Below are 15,771 nucleotides of genomic sequence, written 5' to 3'. Positions count from 1 at the left end.
CCGCAGCAGGGCCAGCAGCAGCCGGCTCCCGCCCCGGCCCCGACGGCGTCCGCGCCGCAGGGTGCGGGCACCCAGGCCGGAGCCCCGGCCTCCATGCAGATGCGCGCGGTCACCCGCACGGCGACCGGCAATGTGATGGTCACCGTGGATCCGGGTGTGAGCGGGCCGATTCCGGCGGGCACGGCGGCGGGCGCCGCCCCGAGCCCAGCTCCGGCCTCGGCTCCTTCGGCCCCGGCCGCGGCCAGTGCGGCCACCGGTCTGCCCACCCGTCAGCCGGGTGCGCAGGTGCCGGGTGGTCTGCCGACCCGTCAGCCGGGTGTGAACGGCCCGACCGTCAAGCACACCGTCTCCGCGCCGGGTGACACGAGACCGGGCCTACCCCAGCGGGATCCGGGTGTGAACGGTCCGTCCGCGCCCGCCGACCGCCCGGGTTCGAACCTCCCGCAGCGCGGCCAGGGCGAACCCCCGGCGCAGCCGCGGGGCGGCCTCGCCGCCAATATGCTCAAGCGTCAAGGTGCTCCGGGCATGCCGCCGCGACCGGGCGCACCGGGGGAGCCGGGACCCGCGCCGCGTGGTCCGGGGCAGGGGGGAGCGCCGCAGCCGGGTCAGTCCGGTGCGATGCCGCAGCGCAATCCTTCTGTGGGACTTCCGCCGTCGCAAACGCGGGGAGGCGGTGCGGACTCCGCGCCGGGCGCGGCTCCGGCCGGGCCGACCGGTCTGCCGACCCGTCAGCCGGGCGCCAATGGCGCCCCCGGCCGTGAGGCCGGTCTGGGTCAGCCGCAGCGTTCCGCTCCCAGCGGTATGCCGCAGCAAGCGCGGGGAGGCGGAGCGGAGCCTGGTGCGAACGGTGCTCCCGCGCCGCGTGGAGCGGACTCGGGCCCGACCCGTCGTGAGCCCGCCGCCGGTGGTCTGCCGCCGCGTGACTCCGCCGCGGGTGGTCTGCCGCAGCGTGATTCGGCAGCGGGTGGTCTGCCGACCCGTCAGCCCGGTGCCAATGGCGCTCCGGCGCAGCGTGGTCCGGGAGCGCCGGGTGGTCTCCCGCAGCGTGGCGCCGCGCCGCAGCGCGACGGGGCCAATGGTCTTGCCGCACAGGATTCGGACAAGCAGGGTCTGCGTCCGCGGGACGGTCTCGCCCCGCGTGACGGTGGTCTGCCCCAGCGTGATGCCGCTCCCGGTGGTCTGCCGCAGCGTGATTCGGCAGCGGGCGGTCTGCCGCAGCGTGGTCCGGGTGGCCTGCCGCAGCGGGACAGCGGTCCTGCCGCCGGTGGTCTGCCTCAGCGTGACGGTGGCCCCGCCGCCGGTGGTCTGCCCCAGCGCGACGGTGGTCTGCCGCAGCGTGGCTCGAACGGTCTGCCGCAGCGGGATTCCGGTAGCGGTCTGCCGCAGCGTGGTCCGGGCGCCGGTCAGCCGCAGCGCCCGGCCGCCGCGGGTGCCGATTCGCTCTCGGGTGGTCTGACTCAGCGTGATCCGCTGAGTGGTCCGCTCCCGCCGCAAGCGCGGAGAGGCGGAGCGGATCCGTTGAACGATCCGCTGCCGCAGCGGGACGGTGGTCTGCCGCAGCGCGGCGCCACCGGTCTGCCGCAGCGGGATCCGGGCTCGGTGTTGCCGCAGCGTCCGTCCCCGATTCCGGGTGTGGGTCTGCCGCAGCGCGGTGACGACGGCGTCAAGGAGCCGGGACGCCACAGCTTCCGGTCGAATCCGGCCAAGGCTGCCTCGTTCTTCCAGACGCGTTTGCAGCCGACGGACGCCCCCGGTGACTCGGTCATGGGCGGCACGCCGATCTTCGCGGAGATGATGTCGGCGTGGCTCTCCGATCCGAACGCCGATCGGTCCCAGGTGGCCTCGTCCTTCGAATCACCGGGCGACGAGGGCTGGCAGGCCGCACACCGGGTCAGCCAGTCGGCGCCCGAGAAGCGCACGGCCGCCGGTCTGCCGCAACGCGATCCGGGTAACCGACTTGTGCCCGGCGGTGTGAACGGAAACGCTGACAAGGCGGCCCACCGAGACCCAGAATCCATCAGGTCAAGTCTGAGTCGCCACCAGAAGGGCGTCCGGGATGGCCGCGCGATGCAAGCTATGAACCTAACCGGAGATAAAGGAGACCGATGAACCCCGATCTAGGTGGTACGAAGCGTCAGCTGGATTGGCTGGTTTCGAACTTCGCCAATGAGGTTCCCGGCGTTGCGCATGCGGTCCTGGTATCCGCCGACGGCCTGCTGATGGCCGCGAGCGCGCAGCTGCCCGTGGACCGCGCCGAACAGCTGTCCGCAGTGACCGCGGGGCTCGCGAGCCTCTCGGTGGGTGTGTCGAACTTGTTCGAGGGCGGCACCGTGTTGCAGTCGGTGGTCGAGATGGAACACGGCTACCTGCTGCTCATGGCTGTCGGTGACGGCTCGTATCTGGCGGTCCTGACCAACACCTCGTGTGACATCGGTCAGGTCGGATACGAGATGGCGTTGTTGGTCGAGCGAGTGGGCCAGACGGTTCAGGCCACACCTCGCGTCACGATGGGTTCCTGATGGCGGGATGGACATAGACAACGAACGCGTTGGGAGCGCCGAACCGAGCTTGGTTCGCCCCTATTCACTGACGGCCGGTCGCACCCGGCCGAAGGTGGAGCTCGCCTTGGAGGCGCTCGTCGCATCGCATCCGGTCGCCCTCGAGCGGCAGTTCGAACTCACCAACATCGAGACGTCAATTGTGGAGTTGTGCAGAGAATCGCCGTCGGTTGCCGAGGTGGCCGCGCGTCTGGGCATCCCGCTCGGGGTCGCGCGGGTGCTGGTCGCGGACCTCATCGATGCCGGCCATGTGCGGGTATCGGCGACTTTGAAAGACGATTCCAGCGACGATGAACGTCGCGAGCTGATCGAAAGGGTTCTCAGTGGACTCCGGCGTATTTGATTCGACGACACAGGTCGACACGCGCACCAGCAAGCCCACGTCGGCCAAGATCGTCGTGGCCGGTGGTTTCGGTGTCGGCAAGACCACCCTGGTCGGTGCCGTGTCGGAGATCGTTCCGCTGCGCACCGAGGCGTTGGTGACCAATGCCAGTGTCGGCGTGGACTCCCTGACCGGTGTCCCGTCGAAGGCCACCACCACGGTGGCCATGGACTTCGGCCGCATCAGCCTGGCCGACGACCTGGTGCTGTACCTGTTCGGTACGCCGGGCCAGTACCGCTTCTGGTTCATGTGGGACGACCTGATCAAGGGCGCCATCGGCGCGGTGGTGCTGGTCGATACCCGTCGGCTGGAGGACAGTTTCGCCGCCGTCGACTATTTCGAGGCGCGCAACCTACCCTTCCTGGTGGCCATCAACGAATTCGATGATGCGCCACGGTATCCGGTGGAGGACATCCGTCAGGCGCTGGCGGTGCCCGCGGACGTGCCGATCCTCTCGATCGACGCCCGTCGCCGGGAGCCGGTCAAGCAGGCTCTGGTCGCGGTGACCGAGTACGCCCTGCGCAAGGTCGTGCAGGGTTACTGAGCTGTGTTGAATTGCGGCGGCTCCGCCGCCGCGGTTCGCGGCCCTCGTCACCTCGGCCTTCCCTCCTCCGTTTCGCTCCCCGCTCCGTCAGTCCTGGCCGAGGCGGGCCGCGAACCGCGGGTGAGCCGTTTGTAGCTACTCTCATGCCATGACGGTCTCGGCGGCGGAGTTGCTGGGCGAGTTGCTGGATCCCGGTTCCTTCGTGAGCTGGGATCGGCCACCGGTGCCGGTGGCGGCGTCGCCGGGGTATCGCGAGGATTTGCTGGCTGCCGCGGCAACGGCGGGCACTGATGAAGCGGTGCTCACCGGGGAGGGGTTGCTGCGCGGACGGCGCGTTGCCGTGATCGCGTGCGAGTTCGCGTTTCTCGCGGGGTCGATCGGGGTGGCCGCCGCCGAGCGGATCGTGTCCGCGGTGGAGCGCGCCACCGAGCTGGGCTTGCCGCTGCTCGCCTCACCGGCCTCCGGCGGGACCCGAATGCAGGAGGGCACAGTCGCTTTCGTGCAGATGGTGAAGGTGGCGGGGGCGCTGGCCGCGCACAAGGCGGCGGGGCATCCGTATCTGGTGTATCTGCGCGATCCGACCATGGGCGGGGTGTTCGCGTCGTGGGGGTCGTTGGGGCACATGACATTCGCCGAACCGGGTGCGCTGGTCGGCTTCCTGGGGCCGCGGGTCTACCGGGCGCTGTACGGGAAGAAGTTCCCGGAGGGCGTGCAGACGGCCGAAAACCTTTACCGCAACGGCGTTATCGACGGTGTCGTGCCGGTGTCGATATTCCGCCGCATCGTGCATCGGGCGCTCACGGTGTTGTGCGACCCTCCCGCCCCGCTGCCAGAAAAGGCGGGTGACGCAATGCCACCCGCGCTCGGGTCGGGTTCGTTCCTGGCGGGTCCGCAGGAGCGCGGCGGTGTCGCGGTGCTCGACACGGCCGAGGTGCACGCCTGGCAGACGGTGCTGATCTCCCGGCGCGGGGATCGTCCGGGCATCCGTGAGCTGCTGCGCCACGTGACCGACCGGGTTCCGTTGTCCGGCACCGGACAAGGCGAGCTGGACCGCACGGTGGTGCACGCCCTGGCCCGGTTCCAGGGTCAACCCTGCATCGTGTTCGGCCACGACCGCGCGGGTCAGTCGCCGGAGCACACCATGGGTCCGGCGGCGTTGCGGGAGGCGCGGCGCAGCATGCATCTGGCCGCCGAGCTGCGCGTCCCGCTGGTCCTGGTGATCGATACCGCGGGTGCGTCGCTGTCCCGGGAGGCGGAGGAACGCGGCCTGGCCCCCGAGATCGCCCGCTGCATCGCCGATCTCGTCACCCTGGACACCCCGACCGTCTCGGTGCTGCTCGGGCAGGGCACGGGCGGCGGCGCACTGGCCCTCTTGCCCGCCGATCGGGTGCTGGCCGCCGCGAATGGCTGGCTGGCCCCCTTGCCGCCGGAGGGTGCGAGCGAGATCGTCTACCGCGACACCTGGCACGCCCCGGAACTGGCTGCCGCCCAGCGGATTCGGGCGGTCGACCTGCGCGAGGACGGCATCGTGGACCGGATCGTGCACGAGTATCCGGACGCCGCGGAGGAGCCCGCGGATTTCGCGCTGCGCATGGTGGAGGCGATCGCGGGCGAACTGGCCGGTCTGACGGCTCGCTCCCCGGCGGAGCTGCTCGCCGCCCGGCATCTGCGCTATCGGCGGCTCGGCCTGCAAACGTAGTGCTCATCACGTCGAACCTGCGCGAAGCTGCCTATTTGCTGCCGTGGGGGCTCGACACGCAGATTTCGGTATAGAGCACTCGGTTGACGCCATGGACCTGCGCTTCTAACTTCGACATGGTGACGTACCGGTTCGAGGCCAGCGACATTCCAGCGATCGTGCTCAGTGACGGCCAGGTGATGCCCAAACTGGGGTTCGGCGTCTACAAGGTCAATGGCGACGACGGGGTCGGCGCCATCACCAAAGCCCTCGAACTCGGGTACCGCAGTCTCGACACCGCGGCCTTCTACGGCAACGAGGAGGAAGTGGGCCGTGCCGTCCGTGAGTCCGGTCTGCCGCGTGACGAGGTGTTCGTCGCCACCAAGCTGTGGAACGCCGACCACGGCTACGACGCCACCCTGCGCGCCGTCGACGCCAGCGCCGAGCGGCTGGGCCTGGACGCCATCGACCTGTTCCTCATCCATTGGCCGGTGCCGTCCGCCGACCTCTACGTCGACACCTTCCGGGCCTTGCAGGCACTCAAGCGGCAGGGCCGCATCGTCTCCATCGGCGTCTCCAATTTCACCCGGGCGCACCTGGAGCGGGTGATGGCCGAGACCGGTGAGGTGCCCGCCATCAATCAGGTTGAGCTGCACCCGTATTACGCCCAGTCGGAGCTACGCGCCTTCCATGCCGCGCACGGCATCGTGACCGAGGCGTGGAGTCCGCTGGGCCGCGGCGCGGAGTTCAACGATTCGGTGATCATCGCCCTCGCCGACAAGCTGGGCCGCACGCCGGCGCAGATCATCCTGCGCTGGCACATGCAGCTGGGGAACGTGGCCATCCCGAAGTCCAACACCCCGTCGCGGATGGCGGAGAACCTGGCCATCTTCGATTTCGAGCTGACCGGCCGGGAGATGACCCAGATCGCCGGTCTGGACAAGGGCGCGCGGCAGGGCGGCGACCCGGACCTCTTCGATATGGACGCGCCCGCCTGACGCCTCAGTTCTCCGGGTCGCCGTTCCGGTGGGTCGGAATGCCCAGGTACGAGGTCAGCTCGACGGCCGCCGCCCGGCCCGCGCGGTTCGCGCCGATGGTGCTGGCCGACGGCCCGTAGCCGATCAGGTGGATGCGCGGATCGGCTTCGACCCGGGTGGCGAGGCGACCGCCCATGGTGATGCCGCCGCCGGGCCCGCGCAGTCGCAGCGGGGCCAGATGGTCGAGGGCGCTGCGGAATCCGGTGGCCCACAGGATGACGTCGGCGCGCTGGAAGGCGCCGTCGGCCCAGCGGATTCCGTCGGGTTCGATGTGGTCGAACAGCGGTCGCCGTTCCAATGTCCCGCGGGCGCGCATGGCCCGCACCCGCGCGTCCTCGGGCAGCCCGGTCACCGACACCACCGATCCGGGTGGAAGTCCGCGCCGGACACGGTCTTCCACCATGGCCACCGCGGCGCGCCCGTCCTCGGGCGCGAATTGACCGGAGCGGAAGACGGGTTCGCGTCGGGTCACCCACGTGGTGCCGGTGACCTGCGAGATCTCGTCCAGCAGTTGGACGGCGGTGATTCCGCCGCCGACCACCACGACCTGCTTGCCCTCGAATTCCGTTGCGGCGCGGTAGTCGTGGGCGTGCAGCTGGCGGCCGGCGAAGGTCTCCGCGCCCCGGTAGTAGGGGATGAACGGCTTGTCCCAGGTGCCGGTGGCATTGACCAGTCCGCGTGCGCGCACCGTCGCGCCGGGCTTCAGTTCGGCGTGCAGCAGCCCGTCGACCTCCTGGTTCGGGCAGGTGGCGGCGGTGGCGCGGTCGCACACCACGGTCACCGAGATGGGCCGGTGCACGCGCAGGTCGAAGCGCTTCTCGTACAGCTCGAAGTAGTGCGGCACGGCGGTGGCGGCCTGCGCGTTGTCCGATCCGGCGGGCAGGGTCTCCTGGAACGACATGCCGGGCAGGTCGTGCACCCGGTTGACGGTGCTCAATGTCAGTGACGGCCAACGGAATTGCCATGCCCCGCCCGCGCCGGGGGAGTGGTCGACGATCAGGAAGTCCTGTTCGGGTCGCAGCCCGAGCCGCCTGAGGTGGTAGCCGACCGACAATCCTGCCTGTCCCGCGCCGATTACGAGGATGTCGACATCGGGTGTTGCGGTCACAGACCCGACGGTACGCCCACCTACAGTGAAGGAAGATCAATGGGTAGGCAGCCCGATGAGTTGGACAGTGGGGAAGGGACAGATGCTCGGAGTCAGCCGCGATGGCGAGGTCGTGACCATCGAACTGCAGCGTCCGGATCGCCGGAACGCCCTGAACGAGGAGCTCATCGGCCGCCTGCGCGCGGCCCTCGAGGAGGCCGCGGCCTCGGCGCGGGTGATCGTGCTGACCGGTCAGGGGCCGATCTTCAGTGCGGGCGCGGATCTGGACGGGGTGTATTCGGGCAGCTTCCTGACCGGTCTGCTGGCCATGCTGCGCACCATCGAGACCATTCCGGTGCCGGTGATCGCGGCGATCAACGGGGGCGCGCTGGGTGCGGGCGTGCAACTGGCCCTGGCCTCGGACCTGCGCGTGATGTCGCCGGATTCGTTCATCGCGGTCCCGGCCGCGAAACTCGGTATCTCCGTTGACCGTTGGACCGTGCGACGGCTGTCGTCGCTGATCGGCGCCGGTCCGGCGCGCACGATTCTGCTGGGCGCCGAGCGGGTCCCCGCCGCGGACGCCTACAACTTCGGCTTCGCCAACAAGATCGGGACCCTGGCCGACGCGCAGGCCTGGGCCAAGCAGATCGCCGAACTCGCGCCGCTGTCGCTGCGGCATCTGAAGCTGGTCTTCAATGACGATGACACTCGCGGCCCCGACACCGCCGCGCAGAGCGCCGCTCTGGAGGCCGCCTGGCAGAGCGCCGACGCACAGGAGGCGCGCGCGGCTCGCCAGGAGAAGCGGTCGGCGAAGTTCGAGGGCCGATGAACGGGCGGCGCGCGCGCGAGAATGCGCGGAGACTGGTGGGTATGGCAGCGGGCGCTTTCGGTCTTTCCTGGGTGTTTCGGGCGGCATGGGGGATTCCCTCGGCCATGGGTGCGTCGATCTCGGCGATCGCGCCGACCGCGCGCGGGGCGACCTCCTATCGCAATCGGCAGTTCCACAACACCGAACCGAGCAGTCAGCTCAGCGGTTCCCCGCTGGAGCTGCTCTACCAGCTGGCCACCCAGCGCAATAACGGCCGCCCGTCCGGGACCATCCCGCTGGTGACGCCGGAACTGCCGGAGCAGGCCGGGGAATTGTCGGTGACCTGGTACGGGCACGCCACCTGCCTGGTCGAGGTGGACGGCTACCGGGTGCTGACCGATCCGGTGTGGAGCGAGCGGGTGTCGCCGTCGCCGCTGGTGGGCCCGGCCCGCCTGCATCCGGTGCCGTCGCCGTTGTCGGCGCTGCCGCCGCTGGACGCGGTGCTCATCTCCCACGACCACTACGACCACCTGGATCGCGACACCGTGTCCGGGCTGGTGGACGGCCAGGACTGCGTGTTCATCGTGCCCGTCGGCATCGGCGCGCACCTGCGGCACTGGTCGGTGCCGGAGCACCGCATCGTCGAATTGGATTGGGCCGCCTCGGTTTCGCTGTCGGAGCTGCGGCGCGACCACGGTGACGGCACGGACCTGCTGATCACCTGTTCGGAGGCGCGGCATTTCTCGGGTCGCGGCCTGGTGCGCAACACCACGCTGTGGGCGTCGTGGTCCATCGCGGGCCCGACCCGGCGGGTCTATTTCGGTGGCGACACCGGCTACACGAAAGCGTTCGCGGAGGCGGGCGCGCGCCTGGGCCCGTTCGACCTGACCCTGCTGCCCATCGGCGCCTACGACCGGCACTGGCCGGACGTGCACATGAACCCGGAGGAGGCGGTCCGCGCCCACGCCGACCTGTGTATCGGCGACGCGGGCTTCGGGGTGCTGGTGCCGATTCACTGGGCCACCTTCAATCTGGCCTTCCACGGCTGGTCGGAGCCGGTGCGGCGACTGGTCGAGGCGGCGGAGGCGGCCGGGACAGGCATTGCCGTGCCGAAGCCCGGTCAGCGGATCGACCCGATTGGCGTCCCACCACGGGATTCGTGGTGGGAAGATGTTCGCCAATGACGGACCGAGGGTGAAGGAGCAGGGCTGTGAGTCTCATGGACACGCTCAAGGGCTTGGTCGGCAAGGGCAAAGAGATGGCGGCCCAGAACGCCGAGAAGGTTGAGCACGCGGTCGAGAAGGCCGGCCATGTGATCGACGAGAAGACCGGGGGGAAGTTCTCCTCCCAGATCGACAAGGGTACGGAAGCGGTCAAATCGGCGCTCGGGACCGACGCGGCCGCCGCGGGCGTGGCGGAGGCCCCCGCGGCGGAGGCCCCCGCGGCGGAGGCCCCCGCGGCGGAGGCGGCCGCGGAGCCCGCACCCGCCGAGGCGGCGGTCGAACCCGAGCCCGCCCCGGCTCCGGAAGCCCCGGAAGGCGAACAGCCTCCGGCGTAGTCTTACCGGTCATCCGCGGGCCGTTCGGGAGTGGCGGGGAAGCTCCGCCGCTTGACCCGAACGGCCCGTTGGCTTTTCACGGGCCTTCCGGGTTGCCGGTTTTCGGCGGGTCCCGGCTCTAAACTGCTGTCATGGGGTCCCGCAGGGATTTCGGGGGCATCGAGGTTGGGCTGACCAACCTCGACAAGGTGCTGTACCCGGCCACCGGGACCACCAAGGGCGAGGTCATCGACTATTTCACCGCCATCGCCTCGGCCCTGCTGCCGCATATCGCGGAGCGGCCGGTGACGCGCAAGCGCTGGCCGAACGGCGTGGACGAGCAGTCGTTCTTCGAGAAGAATCTGGCCGAGCACGCGCCGAAGTGGTTGGAGCGACGCACCGCTCAGCACTCCGACCGGCCGGTCACGTATCCGCTCATCGGCACGGTCGCGGGCATGGCCTGGCTCGGGCAGCAGGCCGCCCTGGAATTGCATGTGCCGCAATGGTGTTTCGACGGCCCCGAGGTCGGTGACATCACCCGGCTGGTCTTCGACCTGGACCCCGGGCCGGGCGCCGGGCTGGCGCAATGTGCCGAGGTCGCGCTCATTCTCCGTGATGTGGTCCGTGAGGTGGGCCTCCAGGCGTACCCGGTCACCAGCGGCTCCAAGGGAATTCACATCTACGTCCCGCTGGACCGCAGGCTCGGCCCGAACGGGGCCTCGGCCGTGGCCAAGCAGGTCGCCACCAACCTGCAGCAGCTGCGCCCCGAACTGGTCACGGCCACCATGGCCAAGTCGGCGCGCGAAGGCAAGGTGTTCCTGGACTGGAGCCAGAACAATCCGGCCAAGACCACCATCGCGCCGTACTCGCTGCGCGGCCGCGCCCAGCCGTGGGTGGCCGCGCCCCGATCCTGGGCGGAGATCGAGAAGCCGAAGAAACTGCGGCACTTGACCTTCGACGAGGTCCTGCGCCGCTTCGAGGACCGGGGCGACCTGCTGGACGGACTCGACGAAGCGGTGCCGCGACCGGATCGGCTCGACACCTATCGATCCATGCGCGACCCGGGCCGCACCCCCGAACCGGTGCCCCCGGGCCCGCCCGCGGACGGGCCGGGCGATCGTTTCGTCGTGCAGGAGCATCATGCCCGCCGCCTGCACTGGGACGTCCGGCTGGAACGCGACGGCGTGCTCGCCTCCTGGGCCGTGCCCAAGGGCCCGCCCACCGATACCGGCGAGAACCGGCTGGCCGTGCACACCGAGGACCACCCCATCGAGTACCTCACCTTCCACGGGACCATCCCGCGGGGCGAGTACGGCGGCGGCGAGATGACCATCTGGGACTCGGGCACCTACGAGACCGAGAAGTGGCGTGACGACGAGGTCATCGTGTGGCTGCGCGGGCAGCGGCTGTCCGGGCGGTACGCGCTCATCCAGACCAATGGCAACCAGTGGCTCATGCATCTGATGAAGGATCAGACGCCGCCGGGAGGCACGGGGAAGGAAGGCCCGGGGGCGCGGGCGCCGTCGACCCCGCGGACGCCCGTGCCCATGCCGCGCGGCGTCATGCCGATGCTCGCCACCGCTGGTGACGTGACCACGCTCGACGCGAAACAGTGGGCGTTCGAGACCAAATGGGACGGGTTCCGGCTGATCGCCGAGATCGAGGACGGAACCGTGACCCTGCACAGCCGCGCCGGGCACATCGTCACCGGGAAATACCCCGGCCTGGCCGTGCTCGGCGAGGAACTGTCCGGCCACTCCGCGGTGCTCGACGGCGAGGCGGTGGTCTTCGACGATCACGGCGGCGCGAATCTCGGCCTGCTGCGCGCGGATTCGGGCCGCGCGGTCTTCCTGGCCTTCGATCTGCTGTACCTGGACGGCACCTCGCTGATCCGCAAACGCTACGACGATCGGCGGCGCGTGCTGGAAGCCCTTGCCGGGCAGGCGCGTTCGCTGATCGTGCCGGCGCAGTTGCGGGGGTCCGGCGCGGACGCGTTGCGTGACAGCCAGGAGCACGGCATGGAGGGCGTGGTCGCCAAGCGGCGCGACTCGGTCTACCTCCCGGGCCGCCGCGGTCGGTCCTGGATCAAGACCCGCAATTGGCGGACGCTGTCCGTGGTGATCGGCGGCTACCGGCGTTCGGCGGCGCGGCAGTTCGCGTCCCTGCTGGTCGGCGTCCCGCATCAGGGCGAGTTGTACTACCTGGGCCGTGTCGGCACCGGTTTCGGCGAGCAGGAGATGAGCGATCTCGCCGACCGCCTGCGCCGGCTGGAACGCAAGACCAGCCCGTTCGACAACGAGCTCACCGTCGACGAGCGCCGCGACGCGGTCTGGGTGACGCCGAAGCTCACGGGCGTGGTCCGCTTCCAGAACTGGACCGAGACCGGACGCCTGTGGCACCCGGCCTGGATCCCCGGCTCGGACTAGCTCGACTTCTCCAGCAACGGAATCAGGCTGTCGGAGTCGGTGACGATGGCGTGCCCCTGGAATTCGAAGTCCTCCCAGGCGCGCTGCTTGCCGGGCTCGTCGCGCCCGCCGACCCCGTCGCGGACGACGACCGGCACGAAGCCCAGATCGGTGGAGTGGCACACCGTCGGCGCGATCCCGATCTCCAGCGCGACGCCGACGATGGCGTAGGCCCCGATCCCGAGGTCACGCAGCGTCGAGGCGAGCGGGGTGCCCTCGAACGCCGACATCGACGTCTTGTCGAAGACGACCTCGCCGTCCCGCGGCTGCAGTTCCGGCACCAGCTGGAAGCCCGGGGTGTCGCGCTGCAGGATCGGGACCACCTCGTCGATGGAGTCCTTGCCCTGCCAGGTCATCGCCATCCGCATGGCGAAACTGCCCATGAGCCGCTTGGGCAGGAAGAAGTGCCGCAGGAAGATGACCGGGTAGCCGCCGCGCCGCGCGGCCTCGACCACGCGCACGACGCGCTCGGTGATCGCCGGGCCGTCCTCGAGCTGGCCCAGCACACCGGCCTGCATGTCGTAGACAATGATCGCCATCTTGTCCGGTGCGCACACATCCTCGAGCGTCTCCGGAATCTCCACACCGTTGCCGCGCCGCATAAGCCCTCCGCAATCGCTTTCCGCCCCACCCTCTTTCGCCACCCTACGCCTGTGCGGAACGGCGCCGGACGCTCAGGCGGCCGCGGCCCGGGCGGGCTTGGGCGCGGGGACGAGCCCGAACCGGACCAGGCTGTCGGCGGTGTCCAGCAAGGAGTCGGCGACCGGGCGCATGGTCCAGTTCAGTTCGCGGCGGGCCTTGTCCGCGCTGACGGTCTCCTTGCGGCCGAGGTAGCGGACGGCGGTGCGGGCGTCGGCGTTGAAGGCCGCGCTCAGCCGGACCAGCCAGTCGGGCAGGGCGCGGGTGGGGACCTGGTAGCGGCTCGCGAGCAGGCGGGCCATCTCGGGGAAGGAGATGCTGTCGCCCGCGCAGATGTACCGGTTGCCCGCGGCGCCGGGGGTTTCCATGGCGAGGCGGTGGGCGACGGCGAGGTCGCGCACGTCGACGGTGGCGAAGTTGAGGCGCGGCACGCCGGGCATGCCCCCGGCGAGCAGGGCGCGGATGCCGTCCACGGAGGTGCCGGCTTCGGCGCGCAGCACGGGCCCGATGATCATGCCCGGATTGATCACGGCCAGTTCGAGTTCCGGGTGTTCGGCCGCGAAATCCCAGGCGGCGCGCTCGGCCAGGGTCTTGCTCTTCGGGTAGGCCTCGCAGGCCGCGAGATCGGACCAGTCGGCCTCGGTGAGCAGGCGCCCCTCGTGCCCGGCCTGGATGGCGGCGATCGAGGAGGTGACCACGACGCGTTCGACGCCACCGGCGGCGGCCGCGCGCAGCACTCGCAGGGTGCCGTCGACGGCCGGGCGGATCAGGTCTTCCTCGTGCTCGGGCGCGTCCGACGGGAAGGGCGACGCGGTGTGCAGCACGTATCGGCAGCCCGCGACGGCCTCCGCCCAGCCCGCGTCCGCGCCGAGATCGGCTTCGACCAGTTCGATGCCGGGCAGCAGCGCGGCCACGTCGGCGGCGCGGGCGGTCGAGCGGACCGTGCCGCGCACTCGATAGCCCTGGCCGAGCAATTCCTGGATGACGTGCCCCGCGACATACCCCGAAGCACCGGTGACGAGAACGAGATCGGACATCGCCGACTCCAATCTGATCAGTGTTTAGAATCTAAACAATGTATAGATTGCGAGCCCGCGCGCCGTCAACCCCTTACGCTCATGCCATGCCGCCGACCAAGGACCGCTATCACCACGGAGACCTCCGCGAGGAACTACTGCGCGCCTCCCTGGAACTGATCGAGTCCGAGGGCCTGGCCGCCGTCAGCCTGCGAAAAGTCGCCCGCACCGCCGGCGTCAGCCCCGGCGCCCCCTATCACCACTTCGCCGACCGCGCCGCCCTGATGTCCGCCCTCGCCGCCCGTGGCTTCGAAATCCTCGGCGCGACAATGACATCCGCCCGCGACGCCGCCCCCGACCCGCGCGCCGCCCTGATCGCCATGGCCAACCGCTACGTCGAGTTCGCCCGCGACCACGCCGCCTACTTCCGCATCATGTTCCGTCCCGAACTCTCCCAACCCGAGAAACACCCCGATACCGAGGCCGCCGGCGACGCCGCCTTCGCCGTCCTGGAATCCGCGGTCGCCGACGCCGTCGCCTCCGGCTTCCTCCCCGCCGCCGACGCCGAAACCATGGCCCTGGCCTGGTGGTCCCTCGCCCACGGCATGGCCTCCCTCACCGTCGACGGCAAATTCGACCTCCGCGCCACCCAATCCGGCACCACCCCGGAAGCCTTGACCGACCGCATCACCCGCATCTTCGCCGACCTCATCGACCGGGGGCGCGAGGGCTGAGCCGATTCACCTCGGCCAGTTTGTCTTCGAGCAGGGCGCGCTCGCTGTCGTTGCCGCACAGCGCGATCGCCCGCTCGAATTCGGCGCGGGCCTCCGCGCGCCGACCCAACTTCGCGAGCAGTTCACCGCGGACCGTCGGCAGCAGACGCGAATCGGCCAGTGCCGCCGAGGCCTCGAGCTTGTCGACGATCGCGAGGGCCGCCGCCGGTCCGTGCGCCATGCAGACCGCGACCGCGCGATTGAGCTCCACGACCGGGGAGGGAGCGAGCCTGCCCAGCGCTTCGTAGAGCAGCACGATGCGATCCCAGTCGGTGCTGTCGACGGAGGTGGCGACGGCATGACATTCGGCGATCGCGGCCTGCAGACCGTAGGCGCCGAGCCCTCGCCCGATGGCGGCGGCGTGGTCCAGGGCGGCTCGGCCCCGGCGAATCGCCGCCCGATCCCAGCGTATTCGATTCTGCTGGTCCAGCGGGACCGGCCGCCCGTCGGCCGCGGTGCGGCCGGGGAACCGCGCGGCGGTCAGCTCGAACAATGCCAGCAGGCCGTGGACCTCGGGCTCGGTGGGGACGAGGCGGGCCAGTACGCGGGCCAGGCGCTGGGCCTCGGCCGCGAGGTCCAGGCGGATGAGGTCGGTACCCGAGGTGGCGGACGAGCCCTCCGTGAAGATCACGTAGACGACATTGAGGACCGAACCCAGCCGGGCGGCGCGCTCGTCGGCGGGCGGCACCGCGAACGGAATTCGCGCCGCCGCGAGGGTCTTCTTGGCCCGGGTGATCCGCGCCTGGACGGTGGCCGTCGGAATCAGGAAGGCCTTGGCGATCTCGTCGCTGGACAGGCCGCCGACCACCCGCAGGGTCAGCGCGACCCGTGCCTCCCGGGACAGGATCGGGTGACAGGACACGAACATGAGCGCGAGCACATCGTCGTCGAGCTGATCCGGATCCCAGAGCTGTTCCGTTCCGCGCACTTCCGGCGCGGGTCCGCCCGTGGCCGCTCCGCCCTCGCCCAGTTCGCGGGCGAGGGCGGCGTACCGGTCGTCGCGGAGGGCGCGGCGGCGGAAGGCGTCGACCGCGCGCCGCCGCCCGACGGTGAGCAGCCAGCCGGCGGGATTGCGCGGTACCCCGTCCCGCGGCCAGGTCACCAGCGCTTCGGCCAGCGCCTCCTGGGCGAGGTCCTCGGCGAGCGCGAAATCACCGGTATAGCGCGCCAATGCGCCGACGATGCGCGCCGATTCGATGCGCCACACCGCGGCGACGGCGGCCCGTCCGCCCGCATCGGTCATCGCT

The 15,771-nt window shown here is 70.5% G+C and carries 14 protein-coding genes and 1 pseudogene; 11 read left to right on the top strand and 4 right to left on the bottom strand.

The window, feature by feature from the left end; all coding sequences use genetic code 11:
* Nucleotides 1–462 precede the first annotated feature (462 nt).
* The 6 genes and pseudogenes from ACFYTS_RS00395 to ACFYTS_RS00370 form a co-directional block, all read left to right on the top strand.
* Nucleotides 463–570 (top strand): annotated as a pseudogene (locus tag ACFYTS_RS00395) (hypothetical protein); the annotation flags it as partial.
* 1,535 nt (nucleotides 571–2,105) lie between these two features.
* Complete coding sequence (locus ACFYTS_RS00390) at nucleotides 2,106–2,519, top strand: roadblock/LC7 domain-containing protein (protein WP_029930951.1); 414 nt, start codon at nucleotides 2,106–2,108, stop codon at nucleotides 2,517–2,519.
* A gap of 7 nt (nucleotides 2,520–2,526) precedes the next feature.
* Nucleotides 2,527–2,901, top strand: coding sequence for a DUF742 domain-containing protein (locus ACFYTS_RS00385; RefSeq protein ID WP_033085504.1), 375 nt, complete (start codon nucleotides 2,527–2,529; stop codon nucleotides 2,899–2,901).
* Nucleotides 2,882–3,484, top strand: coding sequence for an ATP/GTP-binding protein (locus tag ACFYTS_RS00380; RefSeq protein WP_174391578.1), 603 nt, complete (start codon nucleotides 2,882–2,884; stop codon nucleotides 3,482–3,484). The genes ACFYTS_RS00385 and ACFYTS_RS00380 overlap by 20 nt, the downstream gene beginning before the upstream one ends.
* A gap of 148 nt (nucleotides 3,485–3,632) precedes the next feature.
* Nucleotides 3,633–5,183, top strand: a complete 1,551-nt coding sequence (locus ACFYTS_RS00375) for a carboxyl transferase domain-containing protein (protein ID WP_387300345.1) — start codon at nucleotides 3,633–3,635, stop codon at nucleotides 5,181–5,183.
* Between the two features lie 119 nt (nucleotides 5,184–5,302).
* Entirely contained in the window at nucleotides 5,303–6,160 is an 858-nt protein-coding gene (locus ACFYTS_RS00370; protein WP_357282509.1) for an aldo/keto reductase, read from the top strand.
* A gap of 4 nt (nucleotides 6,161–6,164) precedes the next feature.
* On the opposite strand, the gene ACFYTS_RS00365 is transcribed toward ACFYTS_RS00370, so the two are convergent.
* Nucleotides 6,165–7,307, bottom strand: a complete 1,143-nt coding sequence (locus ACFYTS_RS00365) for an NAD(P)-binding domain-containing protein (protein ID WP_387300343.1) — start codon at nucleotides 7,305–7,307, stop codon at nucleotides 6,165–6,167.
* Between the two features lie 82 nt (nucleotides 7,308–7,389).
* Between ACFYTS_RS00365 and ACFYTS_RS00360 the strand changes: the two genes are divergently transcribed.
* The 4 genes from ACFYTS_RS00360 to ACFYTS_RS00345 all read left to right on the top strand — a co-directional run bounded on the left by ACFYTS_RS00360 (nucleotide 7,390) and on the right by ACFYTS_RS00345 (nucleotide 12,057).
* Nucleotides 7,390–8,115, top strand: coding sequence for an enoyl-CoA hydratase (locus ACFYTS_RS00360; protein ID WP_357282503.1), 726 nt, complete (start codon nucleotides 7,390–7,392; stop codon nucleotides 8,113–8,115).
* A gap of 41 nt (nucleotides 8,116–8,156) precedes the next feature.
* The gene (locus ACFYTS_RS00355; RefSeq protein WP_387300341.1) at nucleotides 8,157–9,278 is read left to right on the top strand and encodes an MBL fold metallo-hydrolase; all 1,122 of its coding nucleotides are present in this window, start codon (nucleotides 8,157–8,159) and stop codon (nucleotides 9,276–9,278) included.
* A 35-nt stretch (nucleotides 9,279–9,313) separates the two neighbouring features.
* Complete coding sequence (locus ACFYTS_RS00350; protein ID WP_387301055.1) at nucleotides 9,314–9,652, top strand: antitoxin; 339 nt, start codon at nucleotides 9,314–9,316, stop codon at nucleotides 9,650–9,652.
* 131 nt (nucleotides 9,653–9,783) lie between these two features.
* Nucleotides 9,784–12,057 carry an ATP-dependent DNA ligase gene (locus tag ACFYTS_RS00345; protein WP_387300339.1) on the top strand — a complete coding sequence of 758 codons (2,274 nt, stop codon included), beginning with the start codon at nucleotides 9,784–9,786 and terminating at the stop codon, nucleotides 12,055–12,057.
* Here the strand turns inward: ACFYTS_RS00345 and ACFYTS_RS00340 are convergent.
* Nucleotides 12,054–12,698 (bottom strand): isochorismatase family cysteine hydrolase, encoded by a 645-nt coding sequence (locus ACFYTS_RS00340; RefSeq protein ID WP_357282497.1) that lies wholly within the window; start codon nucleotides 12,696–12,698, stop codon nucleotides 12,054–12,056. The two genes, ACFYTS_RS00345 and ACFYTS_RS00340, sit on opposite strands and share 4 nt — an antisense overlap.
* A 72-nt stretch (nucleotides 12,699–12,770) precedes the next feature.
* Nucleotides 12,771–13,772, bottom strand: coding sequence for an SDR family oxidoreductase (locus tag ACFYTS_RS00335; RefSeq protein WP_387300336.1), 1,002 nt, complete (start codon nucleotides 13,770–13,772; stop codon nucleotides 12,771–12,773).
* An 86-nt stretch (nucleotides 13,773–13,858) separates the two neighbouring features.
* Here ACFYTS_RS00335 and ACFYTS_RS00330 point away from each other — a divergent pair, with 86 nt between their 5' ends.
* A complete protein-coding gene (locus ACFYTS_RS00330; RefSeq protein WP_387300334.1) occupies nucleotides 13,859–14,485 on the top strand; it encodes a TetR/AcrR family transcriptional regulator in 627 nt (208 codons plus the stop codon).
* Here the strand turns inward: ACFYTS_RS00330 and ACFYTS_RS00325 are convergent.
* Complete coding sequence (locus ACFYTS_RS00325; RefSeq protein WP_387300332.1) at nucleotides 14,460–15,767, bottom strand: RNA polymerase sigma factor; 1,308 nt, start codon at nucleotides 15,765–15,767, stop codon at nucleotides 14,460–14,462. The two genes, ACFYTS_RS00330 and ACFYTS_RS00325, sit on opposite strands and share 26 nt — an antisense overlap.
* Nucleotides 15,768–15,771 lie beyond the last annotated feature (4 nt).

Origin of the sequence: Nocardia sp. NPDC004151, from assembly GCF_042874235.1 — a bacterium.
Classification (GTDB): Bacteria; Actinomycetota; Actinomycetes; order Mycobacteriales; family Mycobacteriaceae; genus Nocardia.
Note: the sequence above shows the minus strand (reverse complement) of the source record. Positions and strands in the feature narration are given on the sequence as shown.

Bases quoted from the DNA above. Each gene is read 5' to 3' on its own strand.
- ACFYTS_RS00355 (WP_387300341.1), top strand. From the start codon at position 8,157: ATGGCAGCGGGCGCTTTCGGTCTTTCCTGGGTGTTTCGGGCGGCATGG.
- ACFYTS_RS00375 (WP_387300345.1), top strand. From the start codon at position 3,633: ATGACGGTCTCGGCGGCGGAGTTGCTGGGCGAGTTGCTGGATCCCGGT.
- ACFYTS_RS00335 (WP_387300336.1), bottom strand. From the start codon at position 13,772: ATGTCCGATCTCGTTCTCGTCACCGGTGCTTCGGGGTATGTCGCGGGG.
- ACFYTS_RS00390 (WP_029930951.1), top strand. From the start codon at position 2,106: ATGAACCCCGATCTAGGTGGTACGAAGCGTCAGCTGGATTGGCTGGTT.
- ACFYTS_RS00325 (WP_387300332.1), bottom strand. From the start codon at position 15,767: ATGACCGATGCGGGCGGACGGGCCGCCGTCGCCGCGGTGTGGCGCATC.
- ACFYTS_RS00345 (WP_387300339.1), top strand. From the start codon at position 9,784: ATGGGGTCCCGCAGGGATTTCGGGGGCATCGAGGTTGGGCTGACCAAC.
- ACFYTS_RS00340 (WP_357282497.1), bottom strand. From the start codon at position 12,698: ATGCGGCGCGGCAACGGTGTGGAGATTCCGGAGACGCTCGAGGATGTG.
- ACFYTS_RS00385 (WP_033085504.1), top strand. From the start codon at position 2,527: ATGGACATAGACAACGAACGCGTTGGGAGCGCCGAACCGAGCTTGGTT.
- ACFYTS_RS00330 (WP_387300334.1), top strand. From the start codon at position 13,859: ATGCCGCCGACCAAGGACCGCTATCACCACGGAGACCTCCGCGAGGAA.
- ACFYTS_RS00360 (WP_357282503.1), top strand. From the start codon at position 7,390: ATGCTCGGAGTCAGCCGCGATGGCGAGGTCGTGACCATCGAACTGCAG.
- ACFYTS_RS00350 (WP_387301055.1), top strand. From the start codon at position 9,314: ATGGACACGCTCAAGGGCTTGGTCGGCAAGGGCAAAGAGATGGCGGCC.